The sequence below is a fragment of the Streptomyces sp. NBC_00353 genome (genome assembly GCF_036108815.1).
Lineage (GTDB): Bacteria > Actinomycetota > Actinomycetes > Streptomycetales > Streptomycetaceae > Streptomyces.
On record NZ_CP107985.1, the window covers coordinates 1,840,435 to 1,856,053 of the forward strand.

Consider the following 15,619-nt stretch of genomic DNA (forward strand, 5'->3'; position numbering starts at 1 on the left):
TCCTCAGCTCGCCCGGGCTGCTTGCGCCAGCGTGCGGCACAGCGTGCGCTTGGCCAGCTCGATCTTGAAGTCGTTGTGCCCCTGCCCCACGGCGTCGCGCATCGCGGCCTCGGCGGCGGCGCGATAGGTGACCATCGTGGCGGGACGGCCGGTCAACGCGGTCTCCGCCTCGATGGACCGCCAGGGCTTGTGCGCCACACCGCCGAAAGCCACCCGCGCCTCACTGATGGCTCCCTGGTCGGTCGAGACCACAGTCGCCACGGAGACCAGCGCGAACTCGTACGACGCCCGGTCTCGCACCTTCCGGTAGATCTGCCGGCCCGACGGGGGCGGGGGCAGGAGCACGCTCGTGATCATCTCGCGAGGACGCAGCACGGTTTCGATGTGCGGCGTATCCCCCGGCAGCCGGTAGAAGTCTGCGATGGCGACGCGGCGTACCGACCCGTCGGCGTCGAGCAGCTCGATCTCCGCCTCCAGCGCGGTCATCGCGACGGCCATGTCCGAGGGGTGGGTGGCGATGCAGGAGTCGCTGACGCCGAGGAGGGCGTGAATCCGGTTGAACCCGCCGATCGCCGAGCATCCGGAGCCGGGATCCCGCTTGTTGCAGCCTGCAGCCGTGTCGTAGAAGTAGGGGCAGCGAGTGCGCTGCAACAGATTTCCCCCGGTGGACGCCTTGTTGCGCAGCTGGCCCGAGGCGCCGGCCACCAGCGCCTCCGACAGCACCGGATAGCGGGTACGCACTCGGGCGTCGGCGGCCACATCGGAATTCGCCGCCTGGGCCCCGATGCGCAGTCCGCCGTCCGGGAGCTCCTCGATGTCCCGCAACGGAAGCCGACTGATGTCGACCAGATGGCTGGGCTTCTCGATGTCGAGCTTCATCAGGTCGAGCAGATTGGTGCCGCCGCTGATGAACTTCGCGCCGGTTCTGGACACCGCAGCGACGGCGGCCTGTGCGTCAGTCGCTCGCTCGTACGTGAAGGACCTCATTCCGGGCCTCCCGCCGCGATGCCGCGGATGGCCGCGACGATATTGGGATAGGCGGCGCACCGACAGATGTTGCCGCTCATCCGCTCGCGGATCTCCTCATCGGTCAACGCGATCCGCGGCGAGGCCACGTCAGCGGTGGCGTGGCTGGGCCAGCCCGCCTCCACCTCGGCGAGCATCCCGACGGCCGAACAGATCTGGCCTGGAGTGCAGTAGCCACACTGGAAGCCGTCACGCTCGACGAAGGCGCGTTGCATGGGGTGCAGGCCATCGGGATCGCCCAGGCCTTCGATCGTCACGATCTCGTCGTCCTCGTGCATCACGGCGAGCGTCAAACAGGAGTTGACGCGCCGGCCGTTGATCAGCACCGTGCAGGCGCCGCACTGCCCGTGATCACACCCCTTCTTGGTCCCGCTCAGGCGCAGATGCTCGCGCAGCGCGTCGAGCAGCGAGGTCCGTGGATCCACCTCGAGCCGTCGCATCTGATCGTTGACGTTCAACTCGATCGCCGACAGTTGGACCATCTCGCCCTGGCTCCGCCCCGCGGCGCCCGTACCCGAATCACTCACCACAGCCCGCCTTCCTCGCTGGGTGCGAGTGTCACCCTGGACATGCGTCGCCACTGTGGGGCGCGCTCCTCCTCAAGGTCTCGCAGAAACCGTCGCACCGCTCGTCGGAAGGCGGCCGACCGCGCCCGCAGGGTTCCCGGTGCCGCAACCCGCTCGGCCGGGCGCTCCTGCGCGGCAGCCCGGCGAGCATCCGCGCAGGAATCCGGTGAACCGGCGCCGGGCGGCGAAGATGCTCTCGAATCAGCCGGGTGGCGGAGTGCCGTGAAGACCGACCAGGGTCGACGAGCCGGTCTTCGGGATCCGCGATCTGCTTCTCAGCGCAGCGGAGAGTCGATGGTGGCGGCGCGCCACGTCTCCTCGTCGGCGTCGAGCAGCGCGGCGATGACGGCGGGGTCCGGCAGGGGGCCGTGATCGGCGACGACCCGGAGGGCCGAGGCCGCAGTCAGATGGCCCAGGCGCAGGGAGCGCTCCACGGGCAGCTGCCGCAGCAGGCCGCTGAGGAATCCGGCGGCGAAGGCGTCGCCGGCGCCGACCGGCTCGACCACGCGGACGGTCAGGGCGGGCACACTGTGGGCGTCCGGGCCGACGAAGGCCGTGGCCGCGCGGGCCCCGTCCTTGACGACGAGGATGCGGGGGCCGGGAAGGAGGTCACGGACCGCGCGGGCGTCGGTGAGCGCCTCTCCCCACAGGTCCTGGGCCTCGTCGAGGCCGACGAGCACGATGTCGGCCCGGTCCGCGAGGGGCCGCAGGATGTCGGCGGCGGACCGGCCGGTCCAGAGGGCGGGGCGGTGGTTGACGTCGAAGCTGACGCTGTAGGAGCGGTCGGGGCGCAGTGCCCGCTCGACGAGCGCGTGGCAGCCGGAGGACAGGGCGGGGGTGATTCCGCTGAGGTGGAGGAGTGCGGCGTCCGCCACGGCGGGGTCGTCGAGGAGTTCGGGGGTGAGGGCCGAGGCGGCGGATCCGCGGCGGTGGTAGTGGACGCGGGTGCCGTTCCCGCCGGGGTCCTTCAGGAGCAGTCCGGTGGGCCGGTCCGGGTCGGTCCGGACGCCACTGATGTCGACGCCGCCCGCGGCGACCCGCTCACGGACACGCCGGCCGAAGGGATCGTCGCCGAGCGCGGACACCCATCGGGCGGGGATGCCGTGGTCGGCGAGGTACAGAGCGACGTTCGACTCGGCGCCCGCGATGTCGACCCGGAGAAGGTCCGCGGCATCGAGCGGGCCGAGGGGTTCGGGGGCGAGGGCGGCCATGGTCTCGCCGACGCAGACCACGGGGCCGGGGCGCAGCGGCCGGGGGGTGCTCATGGTGGGTCTCCTAGCGGGTGTCGGCGAAGACCGCGGTGGTGTCTGCGGTGCCCGCCGGGCGGTACGGCGCGGCGGGCGCCCCGGGTATGGCCACGCGCGAAGCGAAGACGGCGCCGTCGAGCGGACCCGGATCGGGCAGGCCGATACGGGCACTGGTGACAAGAAGGGTGCGGCCGTCGGGGCCGCCGAGGCAGAGTCCGGCAGGCTGGGCGGCGGCCAGTTCCACGATCCGGTCGAGGGCGCCGTCGGGGTGGTAGCGGTGGACCTGTCCGGTGCCCCAGACGGCGGTCCACAGCCCGCCGTCGACGTCGGCCGTCATGCCGTCCGGGCTGCCGGAACCGAGGGTGACGAAGGGACGGGGCTCGCCCAGGTCGCCGGTGGCGGGGTCGACGGGGTAACGCCGGATGATGCCGCGGGCGCTGTCGGCGAGGTACATGACGGTGCCGTCGGCGGTGAAGGCCGGGCCGTTCGGGACCGTGATGTCCCGCAGCACGCGGGTGACTCGGCCGTCGCGGTCCACGCGGTAGAGCGAGCCCGCGTCCTCGGTCGCCTCGTAGGCCATGCTGCCGGCCCAGAAGCGGCCGTGCGGGTCGGCGACGCCGTCGTTCATCCGCATCGGCACCGGGGCATCGTCCTCGGGGCGTGCGATCCAGTCGACGCGTCCGGCGTCGTCGATACGGCAGATGCCGGTACCCGCCGCCGCGATCCAGTGGCCGGGGCGTCCTTCGACAGGGGCCACCGCACCCAGTGGAAAGGGCAGTTGCGCGATCAGTCCGAACGGTGCGGCGGGGTCGTCGGGGGCGGACAGCAACCGCCCGGAGAGGATGTCGGTCAGGACCGCGCGGCCGTCCGTCCACCGGATGCCCTCGCCGAGTTCGAGTCGGTCGATCCCGTGGACCGTGGGCGTGGTCACGGGCGGGGCTCCGGACGGACGACGTCCAAAAACTCCCGTGCGCGCTCGCGAAGGCCGGCCAGGCTGCCTCCGCCGGCCGCGTCCGCGATCAGGGGCGAGCCGACGCCGACGGCCGTGGCCCCGCTCCGCAGATAGTCGGCGGCGGCCCGGGCGTCCACTCCCCCGACGGGCACGAAGGGCAGGTCGGGGAAGGGGCCGCGCAGATCCCGCAGATATCCGGGGCCTCCGGCGCTTCCGGCGGGGAAGAGCTTGAGGGCGTCGGCCCCGAGGCGCAGCGCCTGGAGGACGTCGGTCGGTGTCATGACGCCCGCGAGCACGGGGAGCCCGAGCTCCCTGCCGGTGGCGATGCCGTCGCTGACCGCCGGGGTGACCAGGAACGCGGCTCCGGCCCGGTGGGCGGCCCGCGCGTCGTCGGCGGTGAGGACGGTGCCCGCGCCGAGGGTGGCGTCCGGGCCGAGCGCGGCGCGGGCCCGGGAGATGACGTCGAGGGCGTCCCGCCCGCTGAGGGACACCTCGACGAGTGTGACGCCCTCCTCCGCGAGAGTGAGGACGGTCTTGAGTGCGGCATCCGGGTCGCTGCCGCGGACGATGGCTAGCAGCCGGTGCGCGCGCAGCGCGGTGAGCAGGTCCATCGGGCATCCCTTTCTGTTGCTGGGGTTCAGGAGCGGCGGTTCGCGGTGATCGTGAGCCGCCAGGTGACCTCGCCGGACGCGGGCACGACGGCCGTGTCGCCGTCGTGCGCCGCCGTGCGGTCGAAGACGCGGCCGAGCAGGGGCTCCACGCCGACCGAGCGGTACGGCGCGCCTTGGGGAAAGCCACCGAGGTTGCGCCACAGGGCGATGGAAACCGGTTGGCCGGGGGCCTCGACGGACAGGTGGAGTGTGTCCTGGCCGTCGTGTACGGATACGTGCGGGGCGAGGACGACTGCGCCGACGGCGGTCCCGTCGTCCGGTCCGAGCCGGTCCAACGGGATGCCGTTGACGCGCGGCCAGGTGCCGGTGACCCAGCGCGCGCCCTCGTCCGGATACAGCCGGGTCACGGCGGGGCCCTCGACGCCGATCCGGGCGGCCCGGGACAGGTCCAGCAGGGCGTGCGCGGCCCAGACGAAGCGGTAGCCCGGTTCGGCGGTGAGCGTGTAGTCGGCGATCGCCGCCCCCGCGTCCGAACCGAGACGGCGGGTCAGTCGGAACTCGGGGCACTCCACGACGTCGCGGTGCCCGTCCCGCCGCCACGGCCGCGACCAGGCGTCCCCGTGGTCGGGGAGCCCGCGCACCGTGGGCAGGCACTCCTCCAGCCCTCCGGCGTCGGCGAACACGTCTCCGGGCACGACGCGGGCGCGGCGCGGCTCGTCGCGGTGCCAGAGCCATTCGCGGCCGCCGGCCGTCAGCGAGGTCCAGCGTCCGCCGTGCCCGGGGTCGGTGGCGACGGACACCGGGAGCCGGATGCCGCTCACCATTCGGCGAAGGAGCCGTCGGCGTGTCGCCACACGGGGTTGCGCCAGTTGTGGCCCGAGCGGTCGGCCGCGCGGACGGCGTCCTCGTCGACGGTGATGCCGAGGCCGGGCAGTTCGGTGCGGTGCGCCTGGCCGTCGACGAAGCGGAAGGGCTCGGTGTCGACCACGTACGACAGCAGGTCGGCGTCCTTGTTGTAGTGGATGCCGCGGCTCTGCTCCTGGATCAGGAAGTTGGGCGTGGCGAAGGCGACCTGGAGGCTGGCGGCCAGCGCGATGGGCCCGAGCGGGCAGTGCGGTGCCAGGTGGGCCCCGAAGGTCTCGGCGAGCGAGGCGATCCGGGTGACCTCGGATATCCCGCCGGCGTGCGACAGGTCCGGCTGGGCCACGGCGATGCCCGCGGTCAGTGCCGGGAGGAATTCGGCGCGTCCGTAGAGCCTTTCACCGGTGGCGAGCGGGACGGACGACGCGGCGACCAGCCCCGCGAGCAGGTGCGCCTGATCGGGCAGCACGGGTTCCTCGACGAACAGCGGGTGCAGCGGCTCTATCTCGTGCAGGACACGGCGTGCGTTGGCGGCGCTGAACCGGCCGTGGAAGTCGACGGCGACGTCCCGGTGCGGACCGAGTGCCTCGCGGGCCGCCGCCACCCGCTCGACGACGGCGGCCGTCTCGGCGGGGCTGGTGAGCGGCGGAGTGCGCCCGGCGGCGTTCATCTTGACGGCGGTGAAGCCTGCCTCGACCTGGGCGGTGATCTCGTCCTTGAGCCGAGCGGGTTCGTCGCCGCCCACCCAGGCGTACACCCGGACCGTGTCGCGGACAGGCCCGCCGAGCAGGGTGTGCACCGGCACGCCCAGGGTGCGGCCGGCGATGTCCCACAGGGCCTGGTCGAGGCCGGCCACGGCGCTCGAGAGCACGGGCCCTCCCCGGTAGAAACCGCCCTTGCTCAGCACCTGCCAGTGGTCCTGGATGCGCAGCGGATCCTGGCCGACGAGGTGTTCGGCCAGGACCTCGACGGCGGCTCGCACCACCTCGGCCCGGCCCTCGACCACCGGTTCGCCCCAGCCGACCACACCCTCGTCGGTCTCGATCCGGCAGAACAGCCAGCGGGGCGGGATGAGGAAGGTCTCGACACGCGCGATCTTCACTTTGCCTGGCCGTCCTTCGCTTCGGCGGAGCCGTCCGCGCTCTCGGCCCCGTGCGGGCCGCTGACCTTGTCCAGGTCGCGCATCGCCTGGTCGAGCAGGGCGCGCATGGCGCGCTCGGCGGCGTCCGGATCCCGGTCCCGTACGGCATCGAGAACGGCCCGGTGGCTGGGCACGGGGTCCTCGCTGTGCGGCGCGCTGTGCACGATCTGGTCGCGCTGGGCGAGGCCCGACTCGATGACCATCTCCATGCGTTCCAGCAGTTCGTTGTGGGTGGCCGCCAGCAGCGCCCGGTGGAAGGCGAGGTCGGACTCGACGGCGTGACTCGCGCTGCCCTCCTCGCCCATGGCGGCCAGCGCCGCCTCCAGCGCTTCGAGGTCGGCGTCGGTACGGCGGGTCGCGGCCAGCCGGACGGCGGCCGGTTCGATGATGCCGCGAACCTCGCCGAGGTTGCGCAGCAGCGCGAGGTCGGCGCCGGTTCCGTTGCTCTCGGAGAACTGCCACCGCAGGACATCGGCGTCGAGCAGATTCCAGTTGGCGCGCGGCCGCACGAAGGTGCCGCGCTTCTGGCGGGCGTCCACCATGCCCTTGGCCGCGAGGACCTTCAGCGATTCGCGCAGGGCCGTCAGGCTGACGTCCAGCTCGCTCTGCAGGGCCGCCATGTCGAGCGTCGCTCCCTCGGGGATCTCGCCGCTGAGCACCCGGCGGGCGAGGGTCTCCACGGTCTGGCCGTGCACTCCGCGGCGCGCGTATGGCGTCATGTGTTTGCCTTTCTTGCTGGTCGGTCGGGGGCTGGGGTGGCGGGCCGGCCGGGCCCGTCAGGCGGACGCTTTGACGACGCTCCAGCCGCCGTCCACGAGCAGGCTCGATCCGGTGATGTACGAGGCTTCGTCGGCGGCGAGGAAGGCCACGGCTGCGGCGACCTCCTCGGGGGTGCCGAAGCGGCGGGCCGCGGTCTCCTCGACGCTCAACTCACGCTCGTGCTGCGGCACCCTGTCCCACGCGGCGGTGAGGATGGGCCCCGGCAGCACGGCGTTGACCCGTACCTGCGGGCCGTACTCGACCGCGAGCTGTCCGCACAACGAGAGCAGTGCGCCTTTGCTCGCCGCGTACGCCGGGTGGCCGGGGATGCCGCGGTGGGCGTGCACGGAGGAGGTGAGCACCACGGCCCCCCGGTGGTCGCGCAGATCGGGCAGCGCCGCCCTGAAGCCGAGGAAGGCCCCGGTGAGGTTGACGGACAGCTGCCGTTCCCAGGAGGCGAGCGTCATCTCGTGGGCGGGCAGCACCTGCACCGTAAAGGCGTTGCTGACCAGCACGTTGACGGGTCCGAAGGTGTGGGCGGCGTCCATCACCCGCTGCCAGTCCTCCTCCTGCGCGACATCGGTGGCGACGAAGACGGCCTTCGCGCCGTCCTTGCGGAGCCGCGCCGTCGTGTCCTCGCCGCGTTCGGCGTCGATGTCGGCGAGGACGACGGCCGCACCCTCGGCGGCGAGGCGCGCCGCGGTGGCCGCCCCGATGCCCGAGGCGGCGCCGGTGACTACGGCAACACGGTTGGTGAAGCGGGCCGCTGGGTTCATGGGGCGGTTCGTCTCCTGTCCGAGGGTGGTGGTGAGAGTGCAGATTCTGTCGCTGTCGTCACTGCCGGGCCAGGACGACCAGTTCCGCGTCGTGCCCGGCGGTCCAGGCGAACGGCAGTCCCGAGTGGAGCAGATGGGCGCCGCTGTAGCGGGTGCCGGAGTCCTGGTCCGTGTAGACCGCGTCGGGCGACAGGCCGCGCAGCCGCAGCCGGGCGGCCCTGCCGGGCACCAGGGGTGCGCCGTCCAGGGTCCCGGTGCTCCAGGCCGTCACCACCAGGCGTCCGCCGCCGGGTTCCTCGTACTGGATGCCGCAGGTGGGGTCGGCCGGGCTGCCCAGCAGGTGCACCTCGCCGTGGTGCACGACGTCGCGGACCTCCTTGTAGCGATCGATCCACCCGGTCGCCTCGGCACACTGCTCCGTCGTCCACTCGCGGATGTCGGCACCGATGCCCAGCACGCCGGCGATGGAGTTGACGAACCGGAAGGCGAGCGAGCGGGGCCGGGGGTCGAAGACACCGGCGGCGTCGGTGACCCAGGAGCTCATGGTGTGCGGGGCGTGGGCATGGAGGTAGCCGTACTGGATACGCAGCCGGTCCAGCGGTGCGGTGTTGTCGCTGGGCCACACGACGTCGGTGCGGGCGAGGGTGGCGTGCTCGACGCGTGCGCCGCCGCCCGCGCAGCCCTCCACGGTGACGTGGGGGTGGGCGGCCCGCAGGTGGTCCAGGACCCGCAGGTAGCCGGCCACATGGGCGGCGTCCAGATCCAGGTGCTCCGGGTCGTCGCCCGAAGGACTGTCGGGGCGGCCACGCTCGGTGGGTGGCCGGTTCATGTCCCACTTCAGGTAGCTGATGGCGTGGTCGCCGAGGAGCCGGTCGAGGGTGGCGATGACGAAGTCCTGCACGTCCGTGCGGCCGAGGTCGAGCAGGAGTTGATTGCGTACGAGCGTGGCGGGGCGGCCGTCGAGACGGTAGACCCACTCGGGGTGCTCGGCGTACAGCTTGGATCGGGGGCTGATGCCCTCGGGTTCGACCCACAGCCCGAAGTCCATGCCGAGTGCGCGGACCTCGTCGACGAACCGGTCGAAACCGCCGGGGAACTCGGCCGGGTCCGGCTCCCAGTCGCCCAGGCCGCCGGTGTCGTCGTGGCGTCCGGTGAACCAGCCGTCATCGACGACGAACAGCTCGGCGCCGAGGTCCGCGGCAGCCTTGGCGAGTTCCAGCTGCCCTGCGGCGTCGACGTCGAAGCCGGTCGCCTCCCAGGAGTTGTAGAGCACCTGGCGGGGCCGGTTCATACGGTCACCGGTCAGCCGCCGCTCGTAGCGGTGCCACACACGGGCCAGCCCGTCGAGACCGTCCGCGCTGAAGGCGCAGGCCAGCCGGGGCGTGGTGAGGGTGGCGCCAGGAGCGAGGCGGACGGCGCCCTCGTGCGGCACCCGGCCGGCACGGACCCGGACCGAACCGCCGGGCTCGGCGTCGGTGCTGATCCGCCAGTTCCCGGACCACTCCAGGGCGATGCCGTAGGTGGGGGTGGTGCCCTCGGCCGGGGCGGCCGCGTCCTGGACCGCGAGCCAGGGGGCGTACGCGTGACCCGCCGAGCCCTGGGTGCTCTCCATCTCGAAGCGGCCGCGTTCCAGTTCCAGGTGCTTCAGCTGGAACTCCTGCGACCACTGGCCCGCCAGGTAGGTCAGCCTGGCACCGCCTTGGACGGGCACGTTGACGGCGGCGGAGTCGAAGCGCTCAAGGCGCACCTCCCGCTCGCCGGTGCAGGTCAGCTCCGTCCAGCGCAGGATGACGTCGGTGCCCGGGACGGTCTCGTAGCACAGCGTCGTACGCAGACCGAGGACCTCGTCGGCGAACTCCAGGCGCAGCGCGCGGTCCCCGTCCGTAGTGGCGCCGGTGAACCGCCACCAGCTGCCGCGGTCGCCGCCCGCTTGCCGGGCGATCAGGTCCGCGCCGGTGAACGGCCGCAGCCCGTACGGGATGTACTCGGCGGGCGCCGCGTCGGCGGGGGTGATGAAGTGGGTCCGCCGCGACCAGTCCATCGGCGACGGACCATGTTCCGCACCGTGCGGCCCCCACGCGGCGAGTTCGGCCCAGCGGCCGTCGCCGCCGAGGGTGACGGCATAGGTGGTCGTGTCGGTACGCAGCAGCCACTGCTCGAGCCCGGTCACTTGACGGCCCCCAGGTTGAGTCCGGCCACGAAGTGGCGCTGGAAGCGGAGGAAGACGGCCACGGTCGGGGCGGCGGCGATCACCGATCCGGCGGCGATGACGTTCCACATCGACACGTACTGGCCCTGCAGCCCGATGAGGGACGCGGTGATGGGCATCTGGGTGTCCGTGCGGAGCACGGTGATGGCCCACAGCAGGTCGTTGAAGATCCAGGTGAACGACAGGGCGCTCAGCGCGGCGAGCGCCGGGCGGGCCAGCGGCAGGATGATCCGCCAGTAGATCTGCCAGGGGCTCGCGCCGTCGATGACGGCGGCCTGCTGGATCTCTCCGGGGATCGATCGCATGAAGCCGTGCAGGACGAAGACGTAGAAGCCGACGCCGAAGCCGACCTGCACCCCGATCAGCGCGTACAGCTGGTCGTAGATGCCGAGCACCTCGCTGAGTTTGGAGACGGGGATCAGCAGGATCTGCGGGGGCAGCAGGTTGCCGCCGAGCATCAGGAGCAGCAGGACGCGGCGCAGCGGCAGGTCATAGCGGCTGAGTGCGAACGCCGCCGTGGAGGCGAGGCCCAGCGAGAGGAGCACGGTGGGGACGGAGACCAGCATGCTGTTGATGAGGGCCTGCTGCTGGCCTCCGTCCACCCACGCCTGACGGAAGCCGCCGAAGGTGAAGGAGTGCGGCCAACTGCCCACCCCGTGCGCGGCGATGTCGTCGAAGGTGCGGGTGCTGGTGACCAGGACGAGGACGATCGGCAGCAGCCACAGAGCGGACAGCAGGCCTGCGGAGACGTGGAAGCCGGTGGTACGCCAGGCGCGGCCGCGGACGACGGGCCGGCCTGCCGCCGGAGCCGGCACGGAGGACGGCCCCGGGTGGTCCTTGACGGGTGCGGGAACGTGGGTCGCGGTCATCAGTCGGCCTCCCGGAAGGCGCGCACGAGGTAGCTGGCGATGACACCGAAGGCCAGCAGGAAGATGACGACGGCGAGCGCGGAGCCGTAGCCCAGCCGCAGGGACTGGAACGCGGTGGAGTACATATAGGTGCTCAGCAGTTCGGAGGAGTGGTACGGGCCGCCACGGGTGAGCGCCCACACGACGTCGAACGAGCGCAGCGAGTCGATGACGATGACCGACAGGACGACCGCGTTGACGCTCTTGAGCTGCGGCAGCGTGATGTGCCGGAACTGCTGGAGGCGGTTCGCGCCGTCGACCTTGGCCGCCTCGTACAGTGCGGGGTCGATGCCCTTGAGGCCGGCGAGGTAGAGCACCATGACGTAACCGACCTGGCGCCACAGTGCGGGCACGATCACCGCGTAGAAGGCGGTGTCCTGGTCGGCGAGCCAGGCGTGCCGCCAGCTCCCGAGGCCGATGGCCGACAGCACATTGTTGATCAGACCGTCCGGCTGGTACATGGCCTGCCACACCAGCGCGGTGGCGACCAGTGAGAAGACCACCGGCAGGAACAGCGCCGCCCGGTAGAACCCGACGCCGCGCCGCTCCTGCTGGAGCAGCAGCGCGGCACCGAGTCCGAGGGCGGCGGACAGCCCGCCGAAGAGAACCAGCCACAGCACCGTGTTCAAGGCGGCCGTGCGGAAGACCGAATCGTGCACCATCTCGCTGAAGTTGCCGAGTCCGACGAAGGTCGGCGCCGAAAGGCCGTCCCACGAGGTGAGCGAGAGGTAGAAGCCCTGCATAGCGGGCCAGAAGACCCAGAAGGCCTCGGCGAGCAGCGGCAGGAGGACGAAGGCCAGGACCACCGGGGGCACCCGCGTGGCCCTGGACCTTCGTGCGGAGCCGATCAGCGCCATGTTCACTGACTCCAGATCTTCTGGGCGCTGCGCTGCCAGGTGGTGAGGATGGAGCCGACCTGCTTGGGCTTGGCCAGGTAGTGGACCAGTGCCGTGTCGGCGGTCGGCTGGAGGGCGTCGCTGGAGTCGCGGTTGAAGAACTGGGTGAGGTCGGCGGCGCTCTCGATGAGCTTGCGGCCCTTGAGGACCAGGGGTGTGCCGCTGTCCTTGGCGTCGGGGTGGGTCGGCAGCGTGGTGCCCGAGGAGCTCTTGAGGTAGAGCTCCTGCGCCTCGGCGGTGGCCAGGTAGCGCATCAATTCCTTGGTGCCGTCGGTGCGCTTGGTGCGCGCGCTGGCGAAGTAGCCGTCGGTGGGGGCCTCCTCGGCCACCGGGATCTTCGGGTCGATGATGGGGAACTGGAAGAAGTCCAGGTCGCCGAGGGCGTCCTTGGGCGCGGCGTCGGCGAAGAAGGTACCGATCAGCATCATGCCCGTACGGCCCTGGAGCAGCGCGGTGGTGGCGTCCTGGAAGGGGATCGCCGTGCCGTTGGGGTCGAAGAAGGGGCGCGCCTCGTCCCAGCGGTCGAAGACCTTGCGGACCTCGGGGTCGTCGAAGCGGTGCTTGCCCGCCAGGAGTTCGCGGTGGTACGTCGCGCCGTTGACGCGGATGTTGAGGTAGTCGAACCATGCGGAGGCCACCCACGGGGTGTCACCGCCGGCGCCGAGGCCGATCGGGGCGACGCCCTTGCTCTTGAGCTTGTCGCACAGGTCGAGGAACTCGTCCCAGCTCTTGGGCTCCTGCACGCCCCACTTGGCGAAGTTGGACTTCCGGTAGAACATGCCCCACCAGTAGTAGCTGGTGGGCACGAAGACCTTCTTGCCGCTGGAGGCGGAGGTGCACAGCTTCTTCAGCGCGTCGGAGTATCCGGCGAGCTCCGGCTTCTCCCAGATGTCGCTGATGTCGAGGAGGAGGTCCTTCTTCGCGTAGGACTCGGCGACCGACCCCGGATACCAGGTGTAGACGTCCGGCGGGGTGGCCGAGGTGAGGTAGGTCGGCAGCTGCGTGCGGAAGGTCTCCGAGGCGACGGTGTTGAGCTGTGCCTTCGCGTCCCCGCGCTTGTCGAATGCGGCGACGATCGCCTTCATGGCCGTCTTGGCCTGCGGGGAGGAGAGGTTGGACTGCAGGGTCACCGGGCCGCCGGACTTTCCTCCGGTGGCGGACGGGCTCTGGGTGACGCAGCTGCTGAGCAGCGCGCCGGCGCCGACGGCGCCTGATCCTACGAGGAATCTGCGGCGGGTGGCGTTGAAGGCGGTCATTTGTGCACTCCCTATGTGCCCACGGAACGGAGTTGAGGCCCCCTGACGGCCCGGCTCTGGGTGCGGCAGACATAGCCTGTCGCAGAGGTCGGAGCACCGTCAAGATTAATTACTAATTTATTTTTCAGAGGGTGTGCCCCTGGGCCTTGTACGGCCCGGAGGCACACCCACACCAGGTGGAGCAGGGTGAAGCAGGGGAAGCGGTGCTCAGAGCTCGCTCTGGTGGACGCGGCCGTCCACCCCGCGGAATGCGGCCAGTACGCCGCCGTCCGGCCCGGCGACGGCACCGAGCGCGCCGTCGAAGACACCGCTCACGAAGCCGTTGTGCGGGGTCCAGCCGGCCCAGCCGTCCGCCGCGGTCCAACTGCGTTGCCAGAGCGTGTAGTCACCGGCCCGCGCGTACAGGTGCACCGTGCCGCCGGAGGCGACCAGTGTCGGACTGCCGCTGGTCGTGCCGCCCAGCGCGGTCCACGACGACCAGGTCCCGGAGGTGTCCCTGGTCCGCCACCACACCGCGTCGTCAGCGGTGCGTACGGCCACATGGAGCCGCCCGGCGTCGTCGATGACGGCCGACGGCCGCCCGGAGAACGGCCGGTCCTGCGGCGCCCCCAGCGACGTCCAGCCGGAAGCGGGGCCGCGCGACCACACGCTGCCGTCCGCGCCGCGCGCGAAGAGCGTCCAGTCGTCCGGGGCGGCGAAGGCCGCCGTCGGCGCGTCCGTCAGCGTCCCGCCCAGGCTCTGCCAGCGCCCCCAACGTCCGTCGGCGTACACCCGCCGATAGGCGGTGTCGTCCGTACCTCGGACGAAGACGTCGATCCGGCCGCCGGACGAGGCATAGGCGGCCGGCTGGCCGAGGATGCGGCCGTGCGTCGGCCCGCCCAGATCGGTGGTCGCGGCCCTCGACCAGTCGCCACCGGGCGCGGTCTGCGCGCGCAGGGCACCGTCCGTACCGCGGGTGAACGCCGTCAGCCGATCACCGTCGCGCACCAGTGCCGGGCTCGCCGAGGACCGTCCGGGCAGCAGTGCCCCGGGGGCATCGTCCGTGCCCGTCAGCTTGAGGAAGGCGGTGCCGTGCGCCGGGACCCGCACCGTGTACGAGCCGGTGTGCGTGCCCCGCGCCGTACGGGCCCGCAGGTCGCGCACCGCGACCGGGCCGCTCAGCCCGGCGTCGGAGAACCGCACGGTACGATCCTGCGCCTGGTCGGAGCGGTTGAGCACGACGACCGCGCGCTTGCCCGCGCCCTTCAGCACCTTGCTGTACACGTCGCCGACCGAGTCGGTCGCCATGCGCACGCCCTGAATGCCGAGCGGATCCTGGTCCACGGCGATGATCTCGGGGTTGCGCAGGGTGTCGATCATGGACTGCGGCAGGGTGCGCGGGTCGCTGCCCAGCACCAGCGGCGAGGCCATCTCGGCCCACATCACGAACTGCGTGGTGGACTCCTCCTCCGACAGCTCGTATCCGCCCTCGGCGAGCTTGCGCATGGGGATGAGGTAGTCGGGGTCGTTGTAGTGGCCCGGCCCCTGGGCCTCGGGGTGCCAGGCGTTGGCATCCATGTTGCGCAGGATGTTGGGCCACTCCCCCGCCGTCGGGATGCCCCAGGCGATGTCGGTGCCGGTGCGCCAGGAATCGGCGGTCGTCGGCCCGTAGACGAAGGCGTTGTGCGCGTCCTGCTCGGGGGTGTGCGGCAGACCCCAGTCGTCGGTGAGCGGGTTGCACAGGTTGAGCAGCATCCGCCGGCCGGACTTGGCGACGGCGTCACTGAACTCCTTGAACGCCGGGCCGGGATCGAGCTTTTCGCCGATCCCGCACAGGAAGTCCACCTTGATCGCGTCGACCTTCCACCCCGCGAACTGGCGGGCGTCCTGCTCGTAGTGACCGCGGCTGCCCAGCCCACAGCTCTTGCCGCCGTCGTAGGTGCCGGCGTCGGTGTAGATACCGGCCTTCAGGCCCCTCTGGTGAAGGTAGGTCACCAGCGCCGGAACTCCCGAGGGGAAACGGGTGGGGTTGGCCACGAGCCGCCCGGTCGCCGCGTCGCGCGGCTCGTCGGCCTGCCAGCCGCCGTCCAGCCAGACGATGTTGTAGCCGCTGTCGCGCAGCCCGCTGCCGACCAGATGGTCGGCGACCTTTCTGACCTGGTCCTCCGTCGGAGCGCCGAGCCCGTAGTACGTGTTCCATCCCATGTACGGCGTGGGGGCGAGGCCGCTGTCGTAGTACTGCGGCGCGCCCTGGTCGTCCGCGGCGTGCGCCGCGGGAACTGCCGTCCCGACCAGCACCACGGCGCCGAGCACGACCGCGGTACGCCGCACTCGCGCCATCCCTGCACGATGCGAAGTCACTCAAATCTCCAGAGAGTTGGGTCCACGAGGTAACCCCGCCCGCCGATTGCGGCGGGCGGCGGTGCCACGGC

At 71.7% G+C, this 15,619-nt stretch carries 14 protein-coding genes; all 14 read right to left on the reverse strand.

Annotated elements, in window-relative coordinates; all coding sequences use genetic code 11:
* Window positions 1-3: 3 nt before the first annotated feature.
* The 14 genes from OHA88_RS08750 to OHA88_RS08815 all read right to left on the reverse strand — a co-directional run bounded on the left by OHA88_RS08750 (window position 4) and on the right by OHA88_RS08815 (window position 15,527).
* Window positions 4-987: an FAD binding domain-containing protein gene (locus OHA88_RS08750; protein WP_328624979.1), complete on the reverse strand. Its 984-nt coding sequence runs from the start codon at window positions 985-987 to the stop codon at window positions 4-6.
* Complete coding sequence (locus tag OHA88_RS08755) at window positions 984-1,508, reverse strand: 2Fe-2S iron-sulfur cluster-binding protein (protein ID WP_328629627.1); 525 nt, start codon at window positions 1,506-1,508, stop codon at window positions 984-986. The genes OHA88_RS08750 and OHA88_RS08755 overlap by 4 nt, the downstream gene beginning before the upstream one ends.
* 359 nt (window positions 1,509-1,867) lie before the next feature.
* Entirely contained in the window at window positions 1,868-2,857 is a 990-nt protein-coding gene (locus tag OHA88_RS08760) for a sugar kinase (protein ID WP_328624980.1), read from the reverse strand.
* 10 nt (window positions 2,858-2,867) lie between these two features.
* Window positions 2,868-3,770, reverse strand: a complete 903-nt coding sequence (locus tag OHA88_RS08765) for an SMP-30/gluconolactonase/LRE family protein (RefSeq protein WP_328624981.1) — start codon at window positions 3,768-3,770, stop codon at window positions 2,868-2,870.
* A complete protein-coding gene (locus OHA88_RS08770; protein WP_328624982.1) occupies window positions 3,767-4,402 on the reverse strand; it encodes a bifunctional 4-hydroxy-2-oxoglutarate aldolase/2-dehydro-3-deoxy-phosphogluconate aldolase in 636 nt (211 codons plus the stop codon). Before OHA88_RS08770 ends, OHA88_RS08765 begins: the two co-directional genes overlap by 4 nt.
* A gap of 26 nt (window positions 4,403-4,428) precedes the next feature.
* Window positions 4,429-5,226 carry a hypothetical protein gene (locus OHA88_RS08775; protein ID WP_328624983.1) on the reverse strand — a complete coding sequence of 266 codons (798 nt, stop codon included), beginning with the start codon at window positions 5,224-5,226 and terminating at the stop codon, window positions 4,429-4,431.
* Complete coding sequence (gene dgoD / locus OHA88_RS08780; RefSeq protein ID WP_328624984.1) at window positions 5,220-6,365, reverse strand: galactonate dehydratase; 1,146 nt, start codon at window positions 6,363-6,365, stop codon at window positions 5,220-5,222. Before dgoD ends, OHA88_RS08775 begins: the two co-directional genes overlap by 7 nt.
* Window positions 6,362-7,123 carry a FadR/GntR family transcriptional regulator gene (locus OHA88_RS08785; protein ID WP_328624985.1) on the reverse strand — a complete coding sequence of 254 codons (762 nt, stop codon included), beginning with the start codon at window positions 7,121-7,123 and terminating at the stop codon, window positions 6,362-6,364. Before OHA88_RS08785 ends, dgoD begins: the two co-directional genes overlap by 4 nt.
* Before the next feature lie 57 nt (window positions 7,124-7,180).
* Window positions 7,181-7,939: an SDR family NAD(P)-dependent oxidoreductase gene (locus OHA88_RS08790; RefSeq protein ID WP_328624986.1), complete on the reverse strand. Its 759-nt coding sequence runs from the start codon at window positions 7,937-7,939 to the stop codon at window positions 7,181-7,183.
* A 58-nt stretch (window positions 7,940-7,997) separates the two neighbouring features.
* Entirely contained in the window at window positions 7,998-10,109 is a 2,112-nt protein-coding gene (locus OHA88_RS08795; RefSeq protein ID WP_328624987.1) for an alpha-galactosidase, read from the reverse strand.
* Window positions 10,106-11,017, reverse strand: coding sequence for a carbohydrate ABC transporter permease (locus tag OHA88_RS08800; protein WP_328624988.1), 912 nt, complete (start codon window positions 11,015-11,017; stop codon window positions 10,106-10,108). Before OHA88_RS08800 ends, OHA88_RS08795 begins: the two co-directional genes overlap by 4 nt.
* Window positions 11,017-11,913: a carbohydrate ABC transporter permease gene (locus tag OHA88_RS08805; protein WP_267008560.1), complete on the reverse strand. Its 897-nt coding sequence runs from the start codon at window positions 11,911-11,913 to the stop codon at window positions 11,017-11,019. Before OHA88_RS08805 ends, OHA88_RS08800 begins: the two co-directional genes overlap by 1 nt.
* Window positions 11,914-11,915: 2 nt before the next feature.
* Entirely contained in the window at window positions 11,916-13,208 is a 1,293-nt protein-coding gene (locus tag OHA88_RS08810) for an ABC transporter substrate-binding protein (RefSeq protein ID WP_328624989.1), read from the reverse strand.
* Between the two features lie 207 nt (window positions 13,209-13,415).
* Window positions 13,416-15,527, reverse strand: a complete 2,112-nt coding sequence (locus tag OHA88_RS08815; RefSeq protein WP_328624990.1) for a glycoside hydrolase family 27 protein — start codon at window positions 15,525-15,527, stop codon at window positions 13,416-13,418.
* Window positions 15,528-15,619: the final 92 nt, after the last annotated feature.